Source organism: Providencia sp. PROV024 (genome assembly GCF_032709665.1).
GTDB classification, from domain to species: Bacteria; Pseudomonadota; Gammaproteobacteria; order Enterobacterales; family Enterobacteriaceae; genus Providencia; species Providencia huashanensis.
Genome location: NZ_CP120545.1, coordinates 426,736 through 449,676 on the forward strand (window position 1 = coordinate 426,736; position 22,941 = coordinate 449,676).

General features: G+C 42.9%; 16 protein-coding genes. 8 read left to right on the forward strand and 8 right to left on the reverse strand.

The features are described from left to right. Positions 1–23: 23 nt before the first annotated feature. From rplK to P3L56_RS02005, 7 genes are all read left to right on the forward strand, one after another. The gene (gene rplK, locus P3L56_RS01975) at positions 24–452 is read left to right on the forward strand and encodes a 50S ribosomal protein L11 (RefSeq protein WP_042849046.1); all 429 of its coding nucleotides are present in this window, start codon (positions 24–26) and stop codon (positions 450–452) included. Positions 453–456: 4 nt separating this feature from the next. Beyond that, a complete protein-coding gene (rplA, locus tag P3L56_RS01980) occupies positions 457–1,158 on the forward strand; it encodes a 50S ribosomal protein L1 (protein ID WP_042849045.1) in 702 nt (233 codons plus the stop codon). A 329-nt stretch (positions 1,159–1,487) separates the two neighbouring features. Then, positions 1,488–1,985: a 50S ribosomal protein L10 gene (gene rplJ, locus P3L56_RS01985; RefSeq protein ID WP_042849044.1), complete on the forward strand. Its 498-nt coding sequence runs from the start codon at positions 1,488–1,490 to the stop codon at positions 1,983–1,985. Between the two features lie 60 nt (positions 1,986–2,045). Then, positions 2,046–2,414, forward strand: coding sequence for a 50S ribosomal protein L7/L12 (gene rplL / locus P3L56_RS01990; protein WP_042849043.1), 369 nt, complete (start codon positions 2,046–2,048; stop codon positions 2,412–2,414). A gap of 358 nt (positions 2,415–2,772) precedes the next feature. Further along, positions 2,773–6,801: a DNA-directed RNA polymerase subunit beta gene (gene rpoB, locus P3L56_RS01995; RefSeq protein WP_042849042.1), complete on the forward strand. Its 4,029-nt coding sequence runs from the start codon at positions 2,773–2,775 to the stop codon at positions 6,799–6,801. A 109-nt stretch (positions 6,802–6,910) separates the two neighbouring features. After that, positions 6,911–11,131 (forward strand): DNA-directed RNA polymerase subunit beta', encoded by a 4,221-nt coding sequence (rpoC, locus tag P3L56_RS02000; RefSeq protein WP_042849041.1) that lies wholly within the window; start codon positions 6,911–6,913, stop codon positions 11,129–11,131. 423 nt (positions 11,132–11,554) lie between these two features. Beyond that, positions 11,555–12,427, forward strand: coding sequence for a VWA domain-containing protein (locus tag P3L56_RS02005; protein WP_226619214.1), 873 nt, complete (start codon positions 11,555–11,557; stop codon positions 12,425–12,427). Between the two features lie 70 nt (positions 12,428–12,497). Here the strand turns inward: P3L56_RS02005 and dcuC are convergent, their stop codons facing one another. Continuing rightward, entirely contained in the window at positions 12,498–13,871 is a 1,374-nt protein-coding gene (gene dcuC / locus P3L56_RS02010; RefSeq protein WP_129467291.1) for a C4-dicarboxylate transporter DcuC, read from the reverse strand. Next, positions 13,868–15,121, reverse strand: a complete 1,254-nt coding sequence (pepT, locus tag P3L56_RS02015) for a peptidase T (protein ID WP_042849037.1) — start codon at positions 15,119–15,121, stop codon at positions 13,868–13,870. The genes dcuC and pepT overlap by 4 nt, the downstream gene beginning before the upstream one ends. 867 nt (positions 15,122–15,988) lie before the next feature. Between pepT and P3L56_RS02020 the strand changes: the two genes are divergently transcribed. Then, on the forward strand, positions 15,989–17,290 hold the full coding sequence (locus tag P3L56_RS02020; protein WP_129467290.1) for a uracil/xanthine transporter: 1,302 nt from the start codon (positions 15,989–15,991) through the stop codon (positions 17,288–17,290). 58 nt (positions 17,291–17,348) lie between these two features. On the opposite strand, the gene thiH is transcribed toward P3L56_RS02020, so the two are convergent. The 6 genes from thiH to thiC form a co-directional block, all read right to left on the reverse strand. Further along, on the reverse strand, positions 17,349–18,470 hold the full coding sequence (gene thiH, locus P3L56_RS02025) for a 2-iminoacetate synthase ThiH (protein ID WP_048605397.1): 1,122 nt from the start codon (positions 18,468–18,470) through the stop codon (positions 17,349–17,351). Further along, complete coding sequence (locus P3L56_RS02030; RefSeq protein WP_042849034.1) at positions 18,467–19,237, reverse strand: thiazole synthase; 771 nt, start codon at positions 19,235–19,237, stop codon at positions 18,467–18,469. The genes thiH and P3L56_RS02030 overlap by 4 nt, the downstream gene beginning before the upstream one ends. Before the next feature lie 2 nt (positions 19,238–19,239). Next, a complete protein-coding gene (thiS, locus tag P3L56_RS02035; RefSeq protein ID WP_048605395.1) occupies positions 19,240–19,440 on the reverse strand; it encodes a sulfur carrier protein ThiS in 201 nt (66 codons plus the stop codon). Beyond that, entirely contained in the window at positions 19,428–20,186 is a 759-nt protein-coding gene (locus tag P3L56_RS02040; RefSeq protein ID WP_272686262.1) for a HesA/MoeB/ThiF family protein, read from the reverse strand. Before P3L56_RS02040 ends, thiS begins: the two co-directional genes overlap by 13 nt. A 70-nt stretch (positions 20,187–20,256) precedes the next feature. Beyond that, positions 20,257–20,922, reverse strand: a complete 666-nt coding sequence (gene thiE, locus P3L56_RS02045) for a thiamine phosphate synthase (RefSeq protein ID WP_042849031.1) — start codon at positions 20,920–20,922, stop codon at positions 20,257–20,259. Further along, positions 20,906–22,879, reverse strand: coding sequence for a phosphomethylpyrimidine synthase ThiC (thiC, locus tag P3L56_RS02050; protein ID WP_210831546.1), 1,974 nt, complete (start codon positions 22,877–22,879; stop codon positions 20,906–20,908). The genes thiE and thiC overlap by 17 nt, the downstream gene beginning before the upstream one ends. Positions 22,880–22,941 lie beyond the last annotated feature (62 nt).

A 22,941-nucleotide genomic window follows, 5' to 3' on the forward strand; every position in this document is an offset into this window, starting at 1 on the left:
ATCACCCATCTAGAGGAAATATCATGGCTAAGAAAGTTCAAGCCTACGTTAAGCTGCAAGTTGCAGCTGGTATGGCGAACCCAAGTCCACCAGTTGGTCCAGCTCTGGGTCAACAAGGTGTTAACATCATGGAATTCTGTAAAGCGTTCAACGCAAAAACAGACAGCCTAGAAAAAGGTTTACCAATTCCTGTTGTTATTACTGTTTATGCAGACCGTTCTTTCACTTTCGTTACCAAAACTCCACCTGCAGCAGTTCTGCTGAAAAAAGCAGCTGGCGTTAAGTCTGGTTCAGGCAAGCCTAACAAAGACAAAGTTGGTAAAGTGACCTCTGCTCAGATTCGCGAAATCGCTGAAACTAAAGCTGCGGACATGACTGGTGCTGATATTGACGCAATGATGCGTTCAATCGAAGGTACTGCTCGTTCCATGGGCCTGGTAGTGGAGGACTAAGACAATGGCTAAACTGACTAAGCGCATGCGCAATATCCGTGAGAAAGTTGATGCAACTAAACAGTACGACATCAACGAAGCCGTTGCACTGCTGAAAGAATTAGCAACTGCTAAATTCGTAGAAAGCGTTGACGTAGCTATCAACCTGGGCATCGATGCTCGTAAATCTGACCAAAACGTTCGCGGTGCTACTGTACTGCCACACGGTACTGGCCGTTCAGTTCGCGTTGCTGTATTTGCACAGGGCGCAAACGCTGAAGCTGCTAAAGCTGCAGGTGCTGAACTGGTTGGTATGGAAGATCTGGCTGATAAAATCAAAGCTGGTGAAATGGACTTCGACGTTGTTATCGCATCTCCAGATGCAATGCGCGTTGTTGGCCAATTAGGTCAAGTTTTAGGCCCACGTGGTCTGATGCCAAACCCGAAAGTTGGTACTGTAACACCAAACGTTGCTGAAGCAGTTAACAATGCTAAAGCAGGTCAGGTTCGTTACCGTAATGACAAAAACGGAATCATCCACACCACTATCGGTAAAGTTGATTTCGATGCTGACAAACTGAAAGAAAACTTAGAAGCTCTGTTGGTTGCTCTGAAAAAAGCAAAACCAGCTTCAGCTAAAGGTGTTTTCATCAAGAAAGTTAGCCTGTCTACGACGATGGGTGCAGGTGTTGCTGTTGACCAAGCTGGTTTATCAGCGACAGTTTAATTTCCATAGCTTTGGCTAATTGGTAATTAGGCTTTACCTTTGCGTCAATTTTGTATAGAATTTGACGCCTTGAGTTTGTTGGGTATGGAAATATGCTCAACAAACCACGAATTTCGGTATGGAGTCTGGCCTTTCCAGACCCCGTCCAAGACCGCAGGTGTAGTTTATTAATTATTAATAGCTACTTAATTTGCCTGCGTAGACGGTGACAGAGATACCTAGAATTTTATTCTGGATTCTGCTCACCGTGTTTTAGCGCTCAAACACATGTTGTGTCTGAGTGATGTGAGTCCCGGGGGTTTCCCGGTTAATCCAGGAGCAAGAAGCTAATGGCACTAAATCTTCAAGACAAACAAGCGATTGTTGCTGAAGTTAGCGAAGTAGCCAAAGGCGCGCTTTCTGCAGTTGTTGCTGATTCACGCGGCGTAACTGTAGCAAAAATGACTGAACTGCGTAAAGCAGGTCGCGAAGCTGGCGTTTATATCCGTGTTGTTCGTAATACACTGATCCGCCGTGCTGTTGAAGGTACTTCTTATGATGTACTGAAAGACGCGTTTGTTGGTCCAACCTTAATTGCTTTCTCTAACGAACATCCGGGCGCTGCTGCTCGTCTGTTCAAAGAGTTCGCGAAAGCGAATCCAGCATTTGAGATTAAAGCTGCGGCCTTTGAAGGTGAGTTAATCCAAGCGAAAGATATCGATCGTCTGGCAACTCTCCCAACTTACGAAGAAGCAATCGCACGCCTGATGGCAACCATGAAAGAAGCCGCTGCCGGCAAACTGGTTCGTACTCTGGCTGCTCTGCGCGATCAGAAAGAAGCTGCATAAGCCCTTTCCTTCGTTGCTTTTTAACGTATAAACTATTTCTGAATTTTAGGAACACTTGTTATGTCTATCACTAAAGACCAAATCCTTGATGCAGTTGCAGAAATGTCTGTAATGGACGTTGTTGAACTGATTACTATGATGGAAGAAAAATTCGGCGTTTCTGCTGCTGCTGCTGTTGCTGCTGCACCAGGTGCTGCTGCTGAAGCTGCTGAAGAAAAAACTGAGTTTGATGTTGTTCTGACTGGTATTGGCGGCAACAAAGTTGCAGTCATCAAAGCAGTTCGTGGCGCAACTGGTCTTGGCCTGAAAGAAGCTAAAGACATGGTAGAATCAGCTCCAGCGACTATCAAAGAAGGCGCAAGCAAAGACGAAGCTGAAACTCTGAAGAAAGCTCTTGAAGAAGCAGGCGCTTCTGTTGAACTTAAATAAGTTTAACTTCAAGAACGCAGCCTAGTTTATTTAGGCTGACGGCTGGTGATTTTTTAATCACCAGCCTTTTTGCGCTGTAAAGCGTGATGGGTGTTAACAGCTTTTCACGCAGTTTTAATGTTAACAACAACCCTCCAATACTTCTTTCTATTGACGACTTAATATACTGTGTTCTTAGCTACGACCCGCTCGGGTAGCTCGGTAGCAAATGTAACGCAATGAAATGATTTAAGAGTAATAGCAATGAGTATTAAGGAAAGTATTCATTTTCCGTTTCTAATAAAAAACGCGTTGCGGTTCAGACTCTTACTAAAAGAGCTAACCACTTGGGTCACTGATCAACGAGCTGAGGAAACCTATGGTTTACTCCTATACCGAGAAAAAACGTATTCGTAAGGACTTTGGTAAACGTCCACAAGTTTTGGACATACCATATCTCCTTTCTATCCAACTTGACTCGTTCCAGAAGTTTATCGAGCAAGATCCAGATGGCCAGAATGGGCTAGAAGCAGCTTTCCGTTCTGTGTTTCCAATTCAGAGCTATAGCGGTAATGCTGAACTACAATATGTCAGCTATCGTTTAGGCGAGCCTGTTTTTGATGTTAAAGAATGTCAAATTCGCGGTGTAACTTACTCTGCACCTTTACGAGTGAAATTACGTCTCATCGTTTATGAGCGTGAAGCGCCAGAAGGTACAGTTAAAGACATCAAAGAACAAGAAGTCTACATGGGTGAAATTCCACTCATGACTGAAAACGGAACTTTCGTTATCAACGGTACTGAGCGTGTTATCGTTTCTCAGTTACACCGTAGCCCTGGTGTATTCTTTGACAGCGATAAAGGTAAAACACACTCTTCAGGTAAAGTGCTATATAACGCACGTATTATCCCTTACCGTGGTTCATGGCTTGATTTCGAATTTGACCCGAAAGATAACCTATTTGTACGTATTGACCGTCGCCGTAAATTACCAGCGACCATTATTCTACGTGCAATGGATTACAGTACTGAAGATATCTTAAATCTGTTCTTCGAAAAAACTGTCTTCCAAATCCGCGATAACAAACTGATGATGACGCTAGTTCCTGAGCGTTTACGTGGTGAAACAGCTTCTTTTGATATCGAAGCGAACGGTAAAGTCTATGTAGAAAAAGGCCGCCGTATCACAGCACGTCATATTCGTCAGTTAGAAAAAGAAGAAGTTAGTAACATCGAAGTACCTGTTGAATATATTGCAGGTAAAGTTGTTGCAAGAGACTACATTGATGAAAGTACTGGTGAGCTGATTTGTGCAGCGAACATGGAACTTTCTTTAGATATGTTAGCGCGTTTAAGCCAGTCAGGTCATAAAACAATCGAAACATTGTTTACTAATGACTTAGACCACGGTGCTTACATTTCTGAAACTGTTCGTGTCGACCCAACTAACGATCGTTTAAGTGCACTGGTAGAAATCTACCGTATGATGCGCCCTGGTGAGCCACCAACACGTGAAGCTGCTGAGAACTTGTTCGAAAACTTATTCTTCTCTGAAGACCGTTACGACTTGTCTGCAGTAGGCCGCATGAAGTTCAACCGTTCACTGAACCGCGAAGAAATCGAAGGTTCTGGTATCTTGAGTGAAGAAGACATCATTGATGTTATGCGTAAACTCATCGATATCCGTAACGGTAAAGGCGAAGTTGATGATATCGACCACTTAGGTAACCGTCGTATTCGTTCTGTTGGTGAGATGGCAGAAAACCAGTTCCGTGTAGGTCTGGTCCGTGTTGAGCGTGCAGTGAAAGAGCGTCTTTCTCTGGGCGACCTTGATGCATTAATGCCACAAGACATGATCAACGCGAAACCAATTTCAGCGGCAGTTAAAGAGTTCTTTGGTTCCAGCCAGCTGTCCCAATTTATGGACCAGAACAACCCGCTATCTGAAATTACGCACAAACGTCGTATCTCTGCGTTAGGTCCAGGTGGTCTGACTCGTGAGCGTGCGGGCTTCGAAGTACGTGACGTTCACCCAACTCACTACGGTCGTGTATGTCCAATCGAAACGCCTGAAGGCCCGAACATCGGTCTGATTAACTCATTATCTGTTTATGCACAGACCAATGAGTACGGTTTCTTGGAAACCCCATACCGTTTAGTTCGTGATGGCTTAGTTACTGACGAAATTCACTATCTGTCTGCAATCGAAGAAGGCAACTTTATCATTGCTCAGGCGAACACCGTTTTAGGTGATGATGGTAGCTTTGTTGAAGAACTGATCACTTGTCGTAACAAAGGTGAATCAAGCTTATTCAGCCGTGAACAAGTTGAATATATGGACGTTTCGACCCAACAGGTTGTTTCTGTAGGGGCGTCACTGATCCCATTCCTTGAACACGATGATGCTAACCGTGCATTGATGGGTGCGAACATGCAACGTCAAGCGGTTCCTACTTTACGTGCTGACAAACCGTTGGTAGGTACAGGTATGGAACGCGCAGTAGCGGTTGACTCAGGGGTTACTGCTGTTGCAAGACGTGGTGGTTCAGTTCAGTACGTTGATGCTTCTCGTATCGTGATTAAAGTTAACGAAGATGAGATGTACCCGGGTGAAGCTGGGATCGATATTTATAACCTGACCAAATATACACGTTCGAACCAAAATACCTGTATTAGCCAGATGCCTTGTGTATCTTTAGGTGAACCAGTTGAACGTGGTGACGTGTTAGCTGATGGTCCTTCAACAGACCTCGGTGAATTAGCGCTTGGTCAAAACATGCGTGTGGCATTCATGCCATGGAATGGTTATAACTTCGAAGACTCCATCTTAGTCTCTGAGCGTGTTGTTCAAGAAGACCGTTTCACAACTATTCACATTCAGGAACTTTCTTGTGTGTCTCGTGACACTAAATTAGGGCCTGAAGAAATCACTGCGGATATTCCAAACGTCGGTGAAGCTGCACTTTCTAAACTTGACGAATCCGGTATCGTTTATATCGGTGCAGAAGTGAAAGGCGGCGACATTCTGGTCGGTAAAGTGACACCTAAAGGTGAAACACAATTAACGCCAGAAGAGAAACTGTTACGTGCTATCTTCGGTGAAAAAGCATCAGACGTTAAAGACTCTTCTTTACGTGTTCCTAACGGTGTTTCTGGTACGGTTATTGACGTACAAGTATTTACTCGTGATGGCGTAGAGAAAGATAAACGTGCATTAGAGATCGAAGAAACTCAGTTACGTGATGCGAAGAAAGACTTAACAGAAGAACTGCGTATTTTTGAAGCAGGTCTGTTTGCTCGTATCCGTTCTGTACTGGTTAACGGTGGAATTGAAGCTGAAAAACTGGATAAACTGCCTCGCGATCGTTGGTTAGAGCTATCTTTAGCAGACGAAGAGAAGCAAAACCAGTTAGAACAGTTAGCCGAACAGTACGATGAACTGAAATCTGAGTTTGAGAAAAAACTCGATGCGAAACGTCGTAAAATTACTCAAGGTGATGACTTAGCACCGGGTGTACTGAAAATTGTTAAGGTTTATCTGGCTGTTAAACGTCAGATCCAACCGGGTGATAAAATGGCGGGTCGCCATGGTAACAAAGGTGTTATCTCAAAAATCAACCCAGTTGAAGACATGCCTTACGATGAAAACGGTAACCCAGTTGATATCGTTCTGAACCCGCTGGGCGTACCATCACGTATGAACATCGGTCAGATTTTGGAAACCCACTTAGGGATGGCTGCGAAAGGTATTGGTGAGAAAATCAATGCTATGCTTAAACAGCAAGAAGAAGTTGCCAAACTGCGTGAGTTTATCCAAAAAGCATACGATTTAGGTGATGACCCGCGCCAGAAAGTTGACTTGAACACTTTCTCTGACGAAGAAGTTATGCGTTTGGCTGAGAACCTGAAAAAAGGTATGCCAATTGCAACACCAGTATTTGATGGTGCGAAAGAGAAAGAAATCAAAGAACTACTGAAATTGGGTGGTCTACCAACTTCAGGTCAGATTACATTATTCGATGGTCGTACTGGCGAGCGTTTTGAACGTCAAGTTACTGTTGGTTATATGTACATGCTGAAACTGAACCACTTGGTTGACGATAAGATGCACGCCCGTTCAACAGGTTCTTATAGCTTGGTTACTCAGCAACCGCTGGGTGGTAAAGCGCAGTTCGGTGGTCAGCGTTTCGGGGAGATGGAAGTGTGGGCACTGGAAGCATACGGTGCAGCCTATACTCTTCAAGAAATGCTTACAGTTAAATCGGATGACGTTAACGGCCGTACGAAGATGTATAAAAACATCGTCGATGGCAGCCATCAGATGGAACCTGGTATGCCGGAATCTTTCAACGTATTGCTGAAAGAAATCCGCTCACTGGGTATCAACATCGAGCTGGAAGACGAGTAATTCGTTTTGTGCCGGAGGGCTCGCCTTCCGGCCTATGTAAGCACTGGGATTTGGGGAGAGTGGCTTTGAACACTCACCTGACAGGTCTAACTCCGACAGGAGCCATTTTGTGAAAGACTTAATAAAGTTTCTGAAAGCGCAAACCAAGACCGAAGAGTTTGATGCGATCAAAATTGCTCTGGCATCACCTGATATGATCCGTTCGTGGTCATTCGGTGAAGTGAAAAAGCCAGAAACCATTAACTACCGTACGTTCAAACCTGAGCGTGACGGTCTTTTCTGTGCACGTATTTTCGGGCCAGTAAAAGATTACGAATGTCTGTGCGGTAAGTACAAACGTTTAAAACACCGTGGTGTGATTTGTGAGAAGTGTGGCGTTGAAGTTACACAGACCAAAGTCCGTCGTGAGCGCATGGGTCATATTGAACTTGCTTCTCCGACTGCACATATCTGGTTCTTAAAATCACTGCCATCACGTATCGGTTTGTTGCTCGATATGCCACTGCGTGATATCGAACGCGTTCTGTACTTTGAATCATATGTCGTCGTTGAAGGTGGTATGACTAGCCTTGAGCGTGCACAGATTCTGACAGAAGAGCAATATTTAGATGCGCTAGAAGAGTTCGGTGACGAATTTGATGCGAAAATGGGTGCGGAAGCTATCCAAGGCCTGCTGAAAAACCTCGATCTTGAGAACGAGTGTGAAACGCTGCGTGAAGAGTTAAACGAAACTAACTCTGAAACTAAGCGTAAAAAGCTGACTAAGCGTATCAAACTACTGGAAGCATTTATTCAATCTGGCAACAAACCAGAGTGGATGATCCTAAATGTGCTGCCAGTATTACCACCTGATCTGCGTCCATTAGTTCCATTGGATGGTGGCCGTTTCGCAACGTCCGATCTCAACGATCTGTATCGTCGCGTAATCAACCGTAATAACCGTCTGAAACGTCTTCTGGATCTGGCTGCGCCAGACATCATCGTACGTAACGAAAAACGTATGTTGCAAGAAGCGGTTGATGCTCTGTTAGATAACGGTCGTCGTGGTCGTGCTATCACTGGTTCTAACAAACGTCCTCTGAAATCTTTGGCTGATATGATCAAAGGTAAACAAGGTCGTTTCCGTCAGAACTTACTTGGTAAGCGTGTTGACTACTCAGGTCGTTCTGTTATCACCGTAGGTCCATACCTACGTCTGCATCAGTGCGGTCTGCCTAAGAAAATGGCACTTGAGTTATTCAAACCATTTATCTATGGCAAATTAGAATTACGTGGTCTGGCAACAACCATTAAAGCTGCGAAGAAAATGGTTGAGCGCGAAGAAGCTGTTGTTTGGGATATCTTGGATGAAGTTATCCGCGAACACCCAGTTATGCTGAACCGTGCACCAACACTTCACCGTCTGGGTATCCAAGCTTTCGAACCTATCTTGATCGAAGGTAAAGCTATCCAATTGCACCCACTCGTTTGTGCGGCATATAACGCCGACTTCGATGGTGACCAAATGGCGGTACACGTTCCTCTAACTCTGGAAGCTCAGTTAGAAGCACGTGCGTTGATGATGTCAACAAACAACATTCTGTCACCTGCAAGTGGTGAGCCTATCATCGTTCCTTCTCAGGACGTTGTATTAGGTCTTTACTACATGACTCGTGACTGTGTAAACGCGAAAGGCGAAGGCATGGTGTTAGCCGGCCCTAAAGAAGCTGAGCGTGTTTACCGTTCAGGTCATGCATCACTGCATGCCCGTGTTAAAGTCCGTATCACTGAAGAAGTTAAAGATTCGGAAGGTAACATTACGATTAATACTGGTTTAGTTGATACCACGATTGGTCGTGCAATTTTATGGATGATCGTACCGAAAGGTCTGCCTTATGCATTGGTTAACCAAGCACTCGGTAAGAAAGCGATTTCCAAAATGCTGAACACCTGCTACCGCGTATTGGGTCTGAAGCCAACCGTTATTTTTGCTGACCAAATCATGTACACCGGTTTTGCCTATGCGGCACGTTCTGGTGCATCGGTTGGTATCGACGATATGGTTATTCCAGAGAAAAAAGCTGGGATCATCGCAGAAGCAGAAGCAGAAGTTGCTGAAATTCAAGAACAGTTCCAATCTGGTTTGGTAACAGCAGGCGAACGTTATAACAAAGTTATCGATATCTGGGCTGCTGCAAACGAACGCGTTGCAAAAGCAATGATGGAAAACTTGTCAACTGAAACGGTTATTAACCGTGATGGTGAAGAAGAACAACAAGTTTCTTTCAACAGTATCTTTATGATGGCCGACTCCGGTGCTCGTGGTTCTGCTGCTCAGATCCGTCAGCTAGCGGGTATGCGTGGTCTGATGGCTAAGCCAGATGGCTCAATCATCGAAACACCAATCACGGCAAACTTCCGTGAAGGTCTGAACGTTCTCCAGTACTTTATTTCGACGCACGGTGCGCGTAAAGGTCTTGCCGATACCGCATTGAAAACAGCGAACTCCGGTTACTTGACTCGTCGTTTAGTTGACGTTGCACAGGACTTGGTTGTTACTGAAGACGACTGTGGTACTCATGAAGGTATCCTGATGACTCCGGTTATCGAGGGTGGTGACGTGAAAGAACCACTGCGTGAGCGTGTACTGGGTCGTGTGACTGCAGAAGACATTCTGGTTCCAGGTACTGCGGATATTTTAGTTCCACGTAACACATTACTGCACGAAAAACTGTGTGACTTGTTAGAAGCTAACTCAGTCGACAGCGTTAAAGTTCGTTCAGTAGTAAGTTGTGAAACTGACTTCGGTGTGTGTGCTCACTGTTATGGTCGTGACCTTGCTCGTGGTCATATCATCAACAAAGGTGAAGCTATCGGTGTTATCGCGGCACAATCAATCGGTGAGCCGGGTACACAGTTGACGATGCGTACGTTCCACATCGGTGGTGCGGCATCTCGTGCGGCAGCTGAATCTAGCATTCAAGTTCGTAACACAGGTACGCTGAAATTAGTTAACGCGAAATATGTTACTAACTCAGAAGGTAAGTTGGTTATTACTTCACGTAATACAGAACTTCGCCTGATCGATGAGTTCGGTCGTACGAAAGAAAGCTATAAAGTCCCTTACGGTGCGCACTTGACGAAAGGCGATGGCGCTGCGGTAACAGGTGGCGAAACTGTTGCTAACTGGGATCCACATACGATGCCAGTCGTCAGTGAAGTTTCAGGCTTTATCAGCTTCTCTGACATGCTTGATGGTCAAACGATGACGCGTCAGACTGATGAATTAACTGGTCTGTCTTCAATCGTTGTACTGGATAGCGCTGAACGTACTAGTGGTGGTAAAGATTTACGTCCTGCTTTGCGTGTTATTGACGCAAAAGGTAACGATGTTCTTATTCCTAACACTGATATGCCAACTCAGTATTTCTTACCGGGTAAAGCGATTGTTCAGTTAGATGATGGTGTTGCTATCAGCGCGGGTGATACTTTAGCACGTATTCCACAAGAATCTGTGGGTACAAAAGATATCACGGGTGGTCTGCCACGCGTAGCTGACTTGTTTGAAGCTCGTCGTCCGAAAGAACCAGCTATCTTGGCTGAAATTAGCGGTATTATCTCGTTTGGTAAAGAAACCAAAGGTAAGCGTCGTTTGGTTATCACACCATTAGATGGTAGTGATCCATACGAAGAGATGATCCCTAAATGGCGTCAGCTCAACGTGTTTGAAGGTGAGATCGTCGAACGCGGTGATGTTGTTTCCGATGGTCCAGAATCTCCACATGATATTCTGCGTCTGCGTGGTGTTCATGCAGTGACACGTTATATCACTAACGAGGTTCAGGAAGTTTACCGCTTACAAGGCGTTAAGATAAACGATAAACACATTGAGGTTATCGTGCGTCAGATGCTGCGTAAAGTTACCATCGCGGATGCTGGAAGTTCAGAATTCCTCGAAGGTGAACAAGTTGAGTACTCACGTGTTAAAGTTTCTAACCGTAAACTGGAAGTTGAAGGTAAAATTCCAGCTAACTATGCTCGTGACCTGTTGGGTATTACTAAAGCATCTCTGGCAACAGAATCCTTTATCTCGGCAGCATCGTTCCAAGAAACAACACGCGTACTGACTGAAGCAGCGGTTGCAGGTAAACGTGACGAACTGCGTGGTCTGAAAGAAAACGTTATTGTTGGACGTCTGATCCCTGCAGGTACTGGTTTTGCGTATCACCAAGACCGTATCCGTCGCCGTCATCTGAATGATGTTGTGGAAGCTCCACAAGTGAGTGCAGATGAAGCAACAGCGAACTTAGCTGAACTGTTAAACGCTGGCTTTACTAGCGACAAAAATTAAGACCTATTAGTCTTAGTTTTCTAGAAAAAACCGATGCCTTATGTGCATCGGTTTTTTTATATATAAATTAAATATCAACCGATAGTATTTTTAATTATTCAATTGGTAGCTATATGACTTGCTGCATTATTATTTTGATTTTTATTTATAAATAATAGCGTTAATTAAATTTAATATTGAATGTTAAATTTAACTATAAGCTGATTTTATAAATTAAGTGATTATTGAGGGAAATAAATTAATAATGTTTATCTCCGATGTGTGACGATAAACTTATAATTTCACTTTTAATTTATTATTAATAAGTTTGAATTATAAAAATATTAATTAATAAACGATAGGATAATCATTTTGAATAAAAATATAGATAATAGTAAAGATAGTATTTTCCCTCCGAATATCCAGACATCCCAAGCATCTATTATGCATAATAAAAATACAGCACAAATAGTGACAGGTAACGGCCCTATTGCTTTAGATTTAGTCGTTATTATTGATACCAGCGGTTCAATGGCTGATGAAGCAGGGGATTTAAGTCAACAGATTGATGCGACGATTGAAGCGGCATCAGCAAAGTGTCCATCCCATCTTAGAGCGACATTTTTAGGCATAGAAGGGAATTGGGCAAACACAAAGTTTGATCAATCTGCCAGCGAATATTTAATCAAGATAGGTGCAAACGAAAGGGATCTACAAGCTAGATTGCCGTTTAAAGAATCTGACGGGCGAGATCACGCTGGAAATAAAGAGGATTTATGTCGCGCGGTTATTGATATTAGTAAACATTTTGATTGGCGCGATGATGCCCGTAGGGCTATCTTTGTATTGGGTGATGAAGGAATGGAAGGGGGCGGCGGAATTCTCACTCGTGCTGCTATCGCCAAAAATAATGAAGCTATATCAGTGGCTCAAGAAAGAGGAATTAAAGTATATACCTACCAAGGTACGCCAGACGATAGCCCCACCAATCTAGATCGTTTTCCAACTCTTGCTGATAGAGATAACGTGACGAGAGAGTATGAACGACTCGCCAAAGAAACCGACGGGCGTGCGTACATTTACACCACAGGAATTGCGAATTTCTCGTTGGTTTTACAGGAAATACTGTGCGATAGCTTAACCCCACCAGTAAAACCAGATAAAGGTTTATTAAGTTGTGATGCGGTGTGTGACAACTTGCCATTAATTATTAATACGGTAAACACATTATCCAATATCATCAATAAAACAATCAACTCTTGTTGCCCAATAGACTCAGATACAAAACATGATGAGCCATGCCAGTGTCAGCATTAATGTTATGTTATTAAAAAATAAAAGCGGGAATATTTTCCCGCTTTGTCATTATTATTGATAAGTTTCGTGATTAATAAAAAATACCTATAATTGCACAGTGGGCAACAAACCCGACCATCAATGGTACAGCAGTACGTTTGACTACATCGAAAGGTTGTAGTTTAGCTCCACTGGAAACCGCAATGATAACCCCTGCAACAGGGGACATACCACGCCCCATATGAGAAGCCTGTTGCATCGGCAGGATCATAGCGATTGGGTTAACGCCCATACTGTGAGCAATTTGTGGGATTAACTCCACGAATGCTAAGAATGGTGCATTACCTGAACCCATAATAATTGCTGCAGCAAGAGTGACTAAGGCAAACACAATTGCCATTGCAAATGGCGGTAAGCCGACTGATTCTGCACCAAGGATAAGTTGGTCTATAGCACCACTGACTTTAATACCATGAGCAAAAACACCAGCCGCAACTAATAACCCGACGACATTACTAAACGCATGGCCCATTCCATTTAAAAAGGTTTGGAAGCCATTACAAACTATTTTGAAATTACGGACTCGTGCAGTTTCAATCACCATACAGATTGCCATAGCAATTAATACGATTGTGACGACATCCAAGTGAATACCATTAAAGAATAAGTTTGAAGTACCAACAGCCATCACGATAGGTAACATAGGAAGAAATGCATAGTATCCGGGTACGGATTTTTTGTTTTCTTCTTTTTCGTGAGACTGTACCGCTTTTCCAATCTCTGGTACAAAGCCTTGTTTACGGTCACAATGGCGCTGCCAAAATATATGTGTAATTCCTACAACAAGGACGGTTGCTAATGCGGCAGGGCCTTGGTAATAAAGTACATATTCAACGACAGACATATCAACAGCTTTTGCGCCACGGATAGCATCAATCGCCGTTGGTGTATAGGCAACACCAAGGGATGTCGCGATAACCCCAGCCGCAGATGCCGGTGATAACCCCAAGCCAATCATGATTGGGAACATGGTACCCATTAACAATACGGCCAAGCCTGTTGCTGATGGAATGGCTAATTGCAAGATACTCGCCAACAAGAAAGAGAAAAATAGTAGTACATAAGGTGAACGCATATTTTTCAGTGGCTTGGTTGCAACACGCACTACCGCTTCATTGGCACCGATATGGTCCATATAGTGCGCAAAGCCCATCAATGCCATGATCATTAAACCGAGATCAGCAGCGCGACTACTGAATAAATCACGCATGACCTCAAATGGGTCGAGCCAAGTTATCCCTGTGGTGGTGACATTTTTAGGGAGGATAGGCCCCCAGCCAAGGGCTAGGGTGAATATCATCAATACTAAACCAGCAATTAATAATACTGGTTCAGCTTTGTATCCCTTCAAAATAAACCGCGCAACCAAAACAACGATAATCAGAACCGTTAGGATTGGGATCATGCTTTAGCTCCTGGTTTGAAGCGCTCAGCAGTAATTTGTACGACTTGTTTTAATACGTCACTTGCAGCATACAGTGATTTTACTGGCAAATATTCATAGATGGAGTGGAAATTATGTGCACCAGTGAAAATATTTGGGCAAGGCAAGCCATTTTGTGACAATGCTGCGCCATCATACCCACCACGCATTGGGATCACTTTAGGTGTGATACCACAAGCTTGGTACGCCTCAACGGCGATATCGATCGGATAGCGGTTTTCACCTTGCAAGCTGTTATAAACGTTAGAATAACGGTCTGATAATTTACAAACAACGCTCTCTTTACCCCATAAACCTTCACAGCTTTCTGCTAATTTTTTTAAGAAAGCCATACGGGTGCGGTAACCTTCTTCTGTAAAATCACGCACATCCATTTTTAGGACAGTACGTGCGCTGTTACCTGACATTTGTTTTACCCAATAATAACCTTCACGGCCATCGGTATATTCAGGTGCTTCACCGCCTGGTAACATAGCAATAAACTTCTGCGCCATTAATAGTGAATTGATTAATTTACCTTTTGCAGACATTGGGTGTGCTGATTTACCGGTAAAGATAATTTCGGCATCGCCAGCGTTCCAATTTTCATACACTAATTCACCTATCCCGCAGCAGTCTAATGTATAAGCAAAATCCGCCCCAAATTCTTGCACATCAAAAGCTTTAGCGCCGCGGAGCCCCTGTTCTTCATCTGGAACAAAGCCAATTTTGATGGTGCCATGTTTGATTTCTGGGTTTTGTTTGAAATATTGCAGCATATCCATGATAGAGGCTATTGCCGCTTTATCATCAGCGCCTAATAGGCTGGTTCCATCGGTGACGATGATGTCATCACCAATGTAATTCACCAGTTCAGGGAACTCACTCTTACGTAGATAAATATTGAGTTCTTTATTCATGCATAGGTCTTCGCCAGTGTATGGCAAAATCTGTGCTTTAGTGTCATTGGTTTGTTCTGCACTGGTGTCTAAGTGGCCGAAGAAAGCGACTGTTGGGACATCATAATCAAGGTTGGAAGGTAAAGTGGCGGTAACAATAGCCGTATCTCGCAATTTAATATCTTCAACGCCAAGAGCCTCTAACTCTTGAACAAGTTGTTTCGCTAGAACGCGCTGTCCTTCTGAAGATGGCATGATCCCAGCTGCGCCCTTTTCCCTGTCAGTGGTGGTGTTAATTTTTGTATAAGAAATAAACCGATCAACAATATTCATTCTTTTAATTCTCCGATATTTTATCGAATGTGTTTTACATTAGTTTTTTCTGCGGTTGTAATTTGATTTCACAACATCATTCTTTTATCACGAAGAAAGAGGTTTTGAATATCAGACCTGTTCATTTTTTTTAAGAAATGCTAGTTACAATATAAATTTGATAATTAATAGTGGCTTTATTTGCGTAATGAATTAAAATGAGATACTTTATTTCACCCTCATGTTTTATTGTTAATATATTGATATTAAAGCGTAATAACTATCCTTCTATTGTATGTTATATTTAACAAACTATTTCCTATTCACTTATCTTAAATATATTAATAAAGACATCCTTCTTAATGAATAAAAATATTTTAAATAATATAGTTAATTTTATATGTTAATTTTACAATATATAAATACAACTTTAAGTAGATGTTAATTCTGATTTATAACAATAATTAAGTACAAAAAGCTAATTCCTTACATCGTGAACGTCTTTTTATATTGAGATTATTTTTATAATAATCATGCATTTAAGTATTATTACTTATTTTCGTTTTCGAAAAAAAACGAAGATTATAGAAGCTGTAATCTAAAAAGGAGTATCTTGTTTTTATATGTGATTATAAAAATACGTGAAGGTGGTTTGATTTATACTATGGTAAATTTATCGATAACCTAATAATGAATAAATAAAATTGATTAATTAATATAAAGAGACCATAAAATTCAATATATAGATAAAAATGTATTTTAATGGTACTTGCGCTATTTTTTTGTCATGATGCAAATAGATAACATTGAAAATACTTAAGTAGATAGAACAAAAATTAAATATTACTACGCTGTAGTACGCTAAGTAAGATAAAGCAAGGAACCAATATGCAATATTCCCTCATTAAAAAAAATAATATTATTTCTGGTTTTCAATGGTTCTTTTTTATTTTTTGTAACACGGTCGTTATTCCCCCTACATTACAATCCGCTTTCCATTTATCGTCACAGACCACATTTGTGATCACGCAATATGCTTTTCTCTTAACGGCATTAGCCTGTCTACTTCAAACTTTTTTAGGTCATAAACGCGCTGTAATGGAAGGTCCTACAGGGTTATGGTGGGCAACTATTTTAACGGTGACATTATCAGAATCTATGCAAGGAACAGCGCTTGAGACGGTGGGGTGGAGCTTAGCTATTGGTATTTTTTTGTCTGGATTACTGACTGTTTTAATTGGTCTAAGTGGGGTAGGTGGTTGGCTAGCTAAATTATTTAAACCTGGGGTACTTGTAGTATTTATGTTTTTACTTGGGGCCCAGTTAGTCACTATTTTCTTAAAAGGGATGCTAGGTTTACCTTTTGGTGTAGCAGGGGACAGTGTTACAGTTAATTACCCAGTTTTCTTTCTGGCATTAGCAGTACTTATTTTTGTTATTGGGGTGATTATTTATTTGCCTTCGAATATCAGTAAGTATGCACTATTAATGGGGACCATTATTGGTTGGGTTACATATAGCGGGCTATTTGGTAATACAGTGTCATCAGTTTCTTCTGCCCAATGGATGTTATTTCCATTAGGAAAATCTGATCAAATCAGTATCAGTATTGTACTCACAGCTATTTTGGCTGGGATATTAAATACGTCAAACACGTTTGGGGCTATGCGGGGGACGGATGTGTTTTATCCTCATTCATTACCGACTAAGTCCTTATATCGCCGAAGTTTTATTATGTCGGGTTTGGTCACTATGTTGTCGGCCCCGATAGGGGTAGTGCCTTATTCTCCTTTTGTTTCCTCCATTGGGTTAATTACGCAAACCAAAGACAGTTCACGGCTCTCTTTTTGTATCGGTAGTCTGATCTTATTTTGTGTTGGTGGGGTTGCCATATTAACGCAGTTTTTTCGATCATTACCGCTTGCTATCGGAAGTGCGGTCATGTTAGCGACTTATCTACCTTTACTTTTTTCGTCGTTTTCATTTCTCGCAGATATAAAACTGAACGCACGCAACATCTATCGTCTTGCCTTACCTATTTTTATTGGCATATTTTTAATGTCAGCGCCCGCAGCTGTACTGGATTCCTTACCCATTATGTTCAGCTCTCTGTTAGGAAATGGTTTATTAATGGGGATCATATTGGCATTGGTTTTAGAAAATACGATTAACTGGGATAAAATTGCTTAGGAATAAAAACAAAATTAATCAGTATTAATGGGATGCTTTCCATTAATACTGATGATACTTAGCGTCCTAAATAACCATCCCAATCTTTCCAAACAGGTTGTAACCCTGCTTTAACAAGTACGTCCGCGACTTGTGCTGCACTGCGATTATCATTTGGCGAAAATTGTTCCAATTCTTCTTTGGTATCCGCATATCCACCCGGCTGGGTTTTCGAGCCAGCACTTATGTTATTAATTGCGAGAGGCACAACATGGTCACGGAAGTAGGGGGATTCACGTGTAGAAAGTGATAGCTCTACATTGGGTGCAAGGATGCGAAAGGCGCAGATAAGCTGGACGAGTTCCGCTTCATTCATAATCGATGCTGGGACTACTCCCCCCGCACAAGGGCGTAAGCGTGGAAATGAGATAGAATAGCGGCTCTGCCAGTAATATTGTTGTAAATACAGTAGATGCTCAGCCACCATATAACAGTCAGTACGCCAACTATTTGATAAACCAATCAAAGCGCCCAAGCCAATTTTATCAATACCCGCTTCCCCTAAGCGCTCAGGTGTTGCTAAACGCCAGTGAAAATCCTGTTTTTTACCTTTTAGGTGATGTAATTGGTAGGTCGGTTCATGGTAGGTTTCTTGGTAGACCATTACCCCGTCAAGCCCCAATGATTTCAATTCCTTATATTCGTCAGTGTGCAATGGCTGTACTTCCATCATTAACGAGCTAAAGTATTGGCGAATAATTGGGAGTGTATGACGAAAATAATCCATTCCGACTTTATTTTGGTGCTCACCTGTGACTAATAATAAGCTATCAAAGCCAATTTTACGGATGGTTTCGCATTCATTAATTATCTCATTATCATTTAAGGTTTTACGCTTTATTTTATTACTCATTGAAAAACCACAATAAGTACAGTCATTTGCACATAAATTCGATAAATAAAGTGGGACGTAAAACCCAACTGCATGGCCGAAGCGTTGACGAGTCAGCATTTGTGCTCTTTGCGCCATCGTTTCAATGAAAGGCTGCGCAGCAGGCGATAGCAATGCCATAAAGTCGTCGAGTGTGAGCATATCATTGGCTAAAGCCCGTTCCACATCATGAGACGTTTTGCTGTTAATACGCAGTGTAATATCATCCCAATTCAGTGTTTCTAAGCGTTCTTTGAAACTCGGGATCATGATAATGCTCCCAAGAAACTGGTTAATGGGCTAGATGCTTGAGCCTGTTGTTGAGGCGCAGCTAACCCGCTTTGGTAAGCAAGTTCAGCGGCTTCGACGGCGAGCTTGAAGGCTTTTGCCATTAAGACCGGCTGTTTAGCGACAGCAATTGCCGTATTGACTAAGACCGCGTCGGCCCCCATTTCGATAGCTTCTGCCGCATGGCTGGGAGCACCAATCCCTGCATCTACTACAACAGGCACAGTAGCTTGTTCGATAATAATACGTAACATTTCTTTCGTAGCTAAGCCTTTATTGGTGCCAATAGGTGCACCTAGCGGCATAACCGCAGCACAACCGACTTCTTCAAGGCGGCGGCAAAGTACGGGATCTGCACTGCAATAAGGTAGAACGACGAAGCCTTCTTTAACCAATTGTTCTGCGGCCAATAAGGTCTCAATTGGGTCTGGTAGCAAATAACGCATATCAGGGTGAATTTCGAGTTTAACCCAGTTAGTGCCTAATGCTTCACGGGCGAGTTGTGCGGCAAAAATGGCTTCCTGTGCGTTTTTTGCTCCGGAGGTATTGGGTAATAGTTTTACGCCAAGTTCTTGAAGTGGCTGTAAGATACCATCATTTTTTCCACGTAAATCAATACGTTTCATTGCCATAGTCACTAATTGGCTCCCTGAGGCTTGAATAGCATCTTGCATCAGGCTCGCGCTGGCAAATTTGCCTGTTCCAGTAAACAGACGTGATTGAAAAGTAAAATCTGCAATTTTTAACATCATTAGCCCCCAGCGATAGCTTGAAATAACAAGATATTGTCTTGGTCATTGATGACATGAGAATCCCACTGACTTTTAGGAATAATCACTTGGTTAATGGCAAGTGCGGTTCCTGCTGTTTGTCGTTGAAGAGCGGCAAACAATTGATTGACCGTAAGCGGTGCATCAAAATCCATGGGTTGGTCGTTAATTATGATATGCATATTTCCTCCCTACAGATTGGGCATTGCGAGGATGGAGAGAGTTGCAATGTGTTCCAGAGCTGCTGCTTGCCATCGAATAACCGCAACTTACCGCTCAAAGAGGAAGGAAGGCCGACAAGGAGTTTTATGGCTTCTAATGCTTGTAATGTGCCAATAACACCGACGACAGGGCCTAGGATACCGGCGGTGCGGCAGTTACGTTCCGGTTCGCTTTGTTCAGGGTAGAGGCATGCATAACAGCCTGAACGAAATGGCGGTTCGAGCACCATCAGTTGCCCACCAAACCCAACAGCACTACCACTAACGAGAGGAGTACTTGTCATAACACAGGCGGCATTGACTGCATGGCGGGTCGCCATATTGTCACAACAATCAAGGACAAGATCGACTTGCTCAGCTAATGGAATTAAGCTTTTAACATCAAGTTGTTGGGCTATGACATGTGTTTTTACCAGCGGATTGAGCTGGTTGAGTCTATTGGCTGCTAACTGAGCTTTTGATAGCGAAATATCGTCACTATCGTATAAAACCTGCCTTTGTAAATTAGATACATGTAAGTCATCATGGTCGGCTAGCCATAGTTCCCCTACACCAGCCCCAGTTAAATAGAGAGAGGCAGGTGAACCTAATCCCCCTAATCCAACAATCAGCACTTTGCTATTTTTGAGCTTTTGCTGACCTTCAGGGCTGATATCTTCGAGTAAGAGCTGGCGGCTGTAACGCATAAATTCTTGGTCACTCAACATGATAGATCCTTTCGAGTTATCATCATGGAGAAATCACGAGAAATCGCAATAACTCCATGATTATCAAGTATTAATATAAACGCTTGTTTTCAACTAAATCTAACAGTGTCTGTGTTGCGGCTAACCAATCGTCAGCCAGCGTAATTGCGCTCACGAGGGCAACACTACCGACGCCGGTTGCAAGCACTGCAGGAACTCTGTCGATAGAAATTCCCCCGATTGCGACGGTTGGGTAGTCAGGTGTTGCAGCAACCATTTGCCTTAATGTTTCCAATCCTTGAGGGGAAGATGGCATCTCTTTGGTCTGTGTTGGAAATATATGTCCCATCGCAATATAGGAAGGGCGCACTGATTTTGCGATGGTGAGTTCATGTTCATCATGGGTTGAAATGCCTAATCGGAGGCCTGCTTGATGAATTGCCAATAAGTCCGTGGTTTCTAAGTCTTCTTGGCCTAAGTGTACGCCGTAGGCTCCTAATTCAACGGCTAATTGCCAGTAATCATTGATAAATAACCGGGCGTTATGCTTTTTCCCTAAGGCAATTGCTTGTTGAATATCATCGCGTACTTCTTCATCAGTTTTATCTTTGATGCGCAATTGGATGGTGGAAACACCTGCATTTAGCAGGCGTTCAATCCATTCAACCGAATCGACAACAGGATAAAGCCCGAGGTATTTTTCGGTAGCTGGAAAAGGTGTACTAGGAATAGTGACAGCGCTAGGCGATTTTTTCATTATTAGTCACCTCTGCATTGACGATTTCAGCACCATGGTAAAGCTCACTGCCATGTGCGCGAAATGCTTCGGACATTTGTTCCATGCCAGCTTCTTTTTTAGCGGCATAGTCGCGGACCTCTTGAGAAATCTTCATTGAGCAGAATTTCGGCCCACACATTGAACAGAAATGCGCAATTTTTCCAGATGCTTGTGGCAAGGTTTCATCGTGGTATTTGCGTGCGGTTTCAGGGTCAAGTGCTAAATTGAATTGGTCTTCCCAACGGAATTCGAAACGCGCTTTAGACATGGCGTTATCTCGAATTTGTGCTCCGGGATGGCCTTTGGCAAGGTCAGCGGCATGGGCGGCAATTTTATAGGTGATTAGCCCTTGTTTTACATCGTCTTTATTAGGCAACCCTAAGTGTTCTTTAGGTGTTACATAACAAAGCATCGCACAGCCAAACCAGCCGATCATTGCTGCACCAATACCCGAGGTAAAGTGGTCGTAACCCGGAGCTATATCTGTCGTGAGTGGTCCTAAGGTATAGAATGGGGCTTCGTGACAATGTTCCAATTCTTCCGTCATGTTGCGGCGGATCATTTGCATCGGGACGTGACCTGGGCCTTCGATCATTACTTGGACGTCATATTCCCATGCAATTTTGGTCAGCTCGCCAAGGGTATGAAGTTCAGCAAATTGTGCTTCGTCGTTCGCATCTTGGATTGATCCTGGACGTAAGCCATCGCCTAATGACAAGGAAACGTCATAAGCGGCACAAATTTCACAGATTTCGCGGAAGTTTTCGTATAGGAAGTTTTCTTGGTGATGAGATAAGCACCATTTTGCCATGATAGAGCCACCGCGAGAGACAATTCCCGTAAGGCGTTTAGCCGTCATTGGTACATAACGTAGTAGCACTCCCGCATGGATGGTAAAGTAGTCAACACCTTGTTCGGCTTGCTCTAGCAGGGTATCGCGGAATATTTCCCAAGTTAGGTTTTCAGCTACACCATTTACTTTTTCGAGCGCTTGATAAATAGGAACCGTCCCGATAGGCACAGGGCTATTGCGTAAAATCCATTCGCGAGTTTCGTGAATATAACGCCCAGTTGATAGGTCCATAACGGTATCAGCCCCCCAGCGGGTTGACCAAATCAGTTTTTCCACCTCTTCTTCGATAGATGAAGTCACGGATGAGTTACCGATATTCGCATTCACTTTAACTAAGAAGTTGCGACCGATTATCATGGGTTCAGATTCTGGGTGGTTAATATTCGCAGGAATAATTGCTCGACCAGCCGCCACTTCTTGGCGGACAAACTCAGGTGTAATATTTTCGGGCAAATTTGCCCCAAAAGCCTGTCCAGGGTGTTGTTGTAATAACACTTCGCCGCGAATACGTTCGCGGCCCATATTTTCACGAATAGCAATAAACTCCATTTCTGGGGTAATTATCCCTTTGCGCGCATAATGTAATTGGGTGACACATTTATTATTTTGCGCTTTTAATGGTTTAGGGCGGTTGTTAAAGCGGAGATGGTCAAGGCCTGCATCTGCTAAGCGTTGTTGTGTGAAGTCTGAGCTTAAGCTTTCTACGGTAATGGTATCTGCTCGCTCGTTTATCCAAGGGGCTCGAATTTTTTTTAAGCCTATGTGGACATTTAACTCAGAAGTTGGGTCGCCGTATGGGCCAGAAGTGTCATAGATAGGAACAGGTTCGTTATCTTCAAATTGTGGGTTGTCTTTATCACCCCCAATTAAAGTTTGAGAGAGTTGAATTTCTCTCATAGGGACTTGGATATCTTCTCTAGAACCTTGTAAATAAATGCGTTTAGAGTTAGGGAATGATACGCCAGAAACTGTATTAATAAAGTTTTCTGCTGCATCTCTTTGAGCTTTACGTGTACGTGCCGGTGCCGCTTGTGGCGATAAGTCTGCAGTAGGGATGACGTTTTGTTGTGTATTATTGGACATAGCAATTTCCTGACATTGTCTCGGCTATCACAGTTTTGTGTAGCGGGTTTATCGAAAGAAAG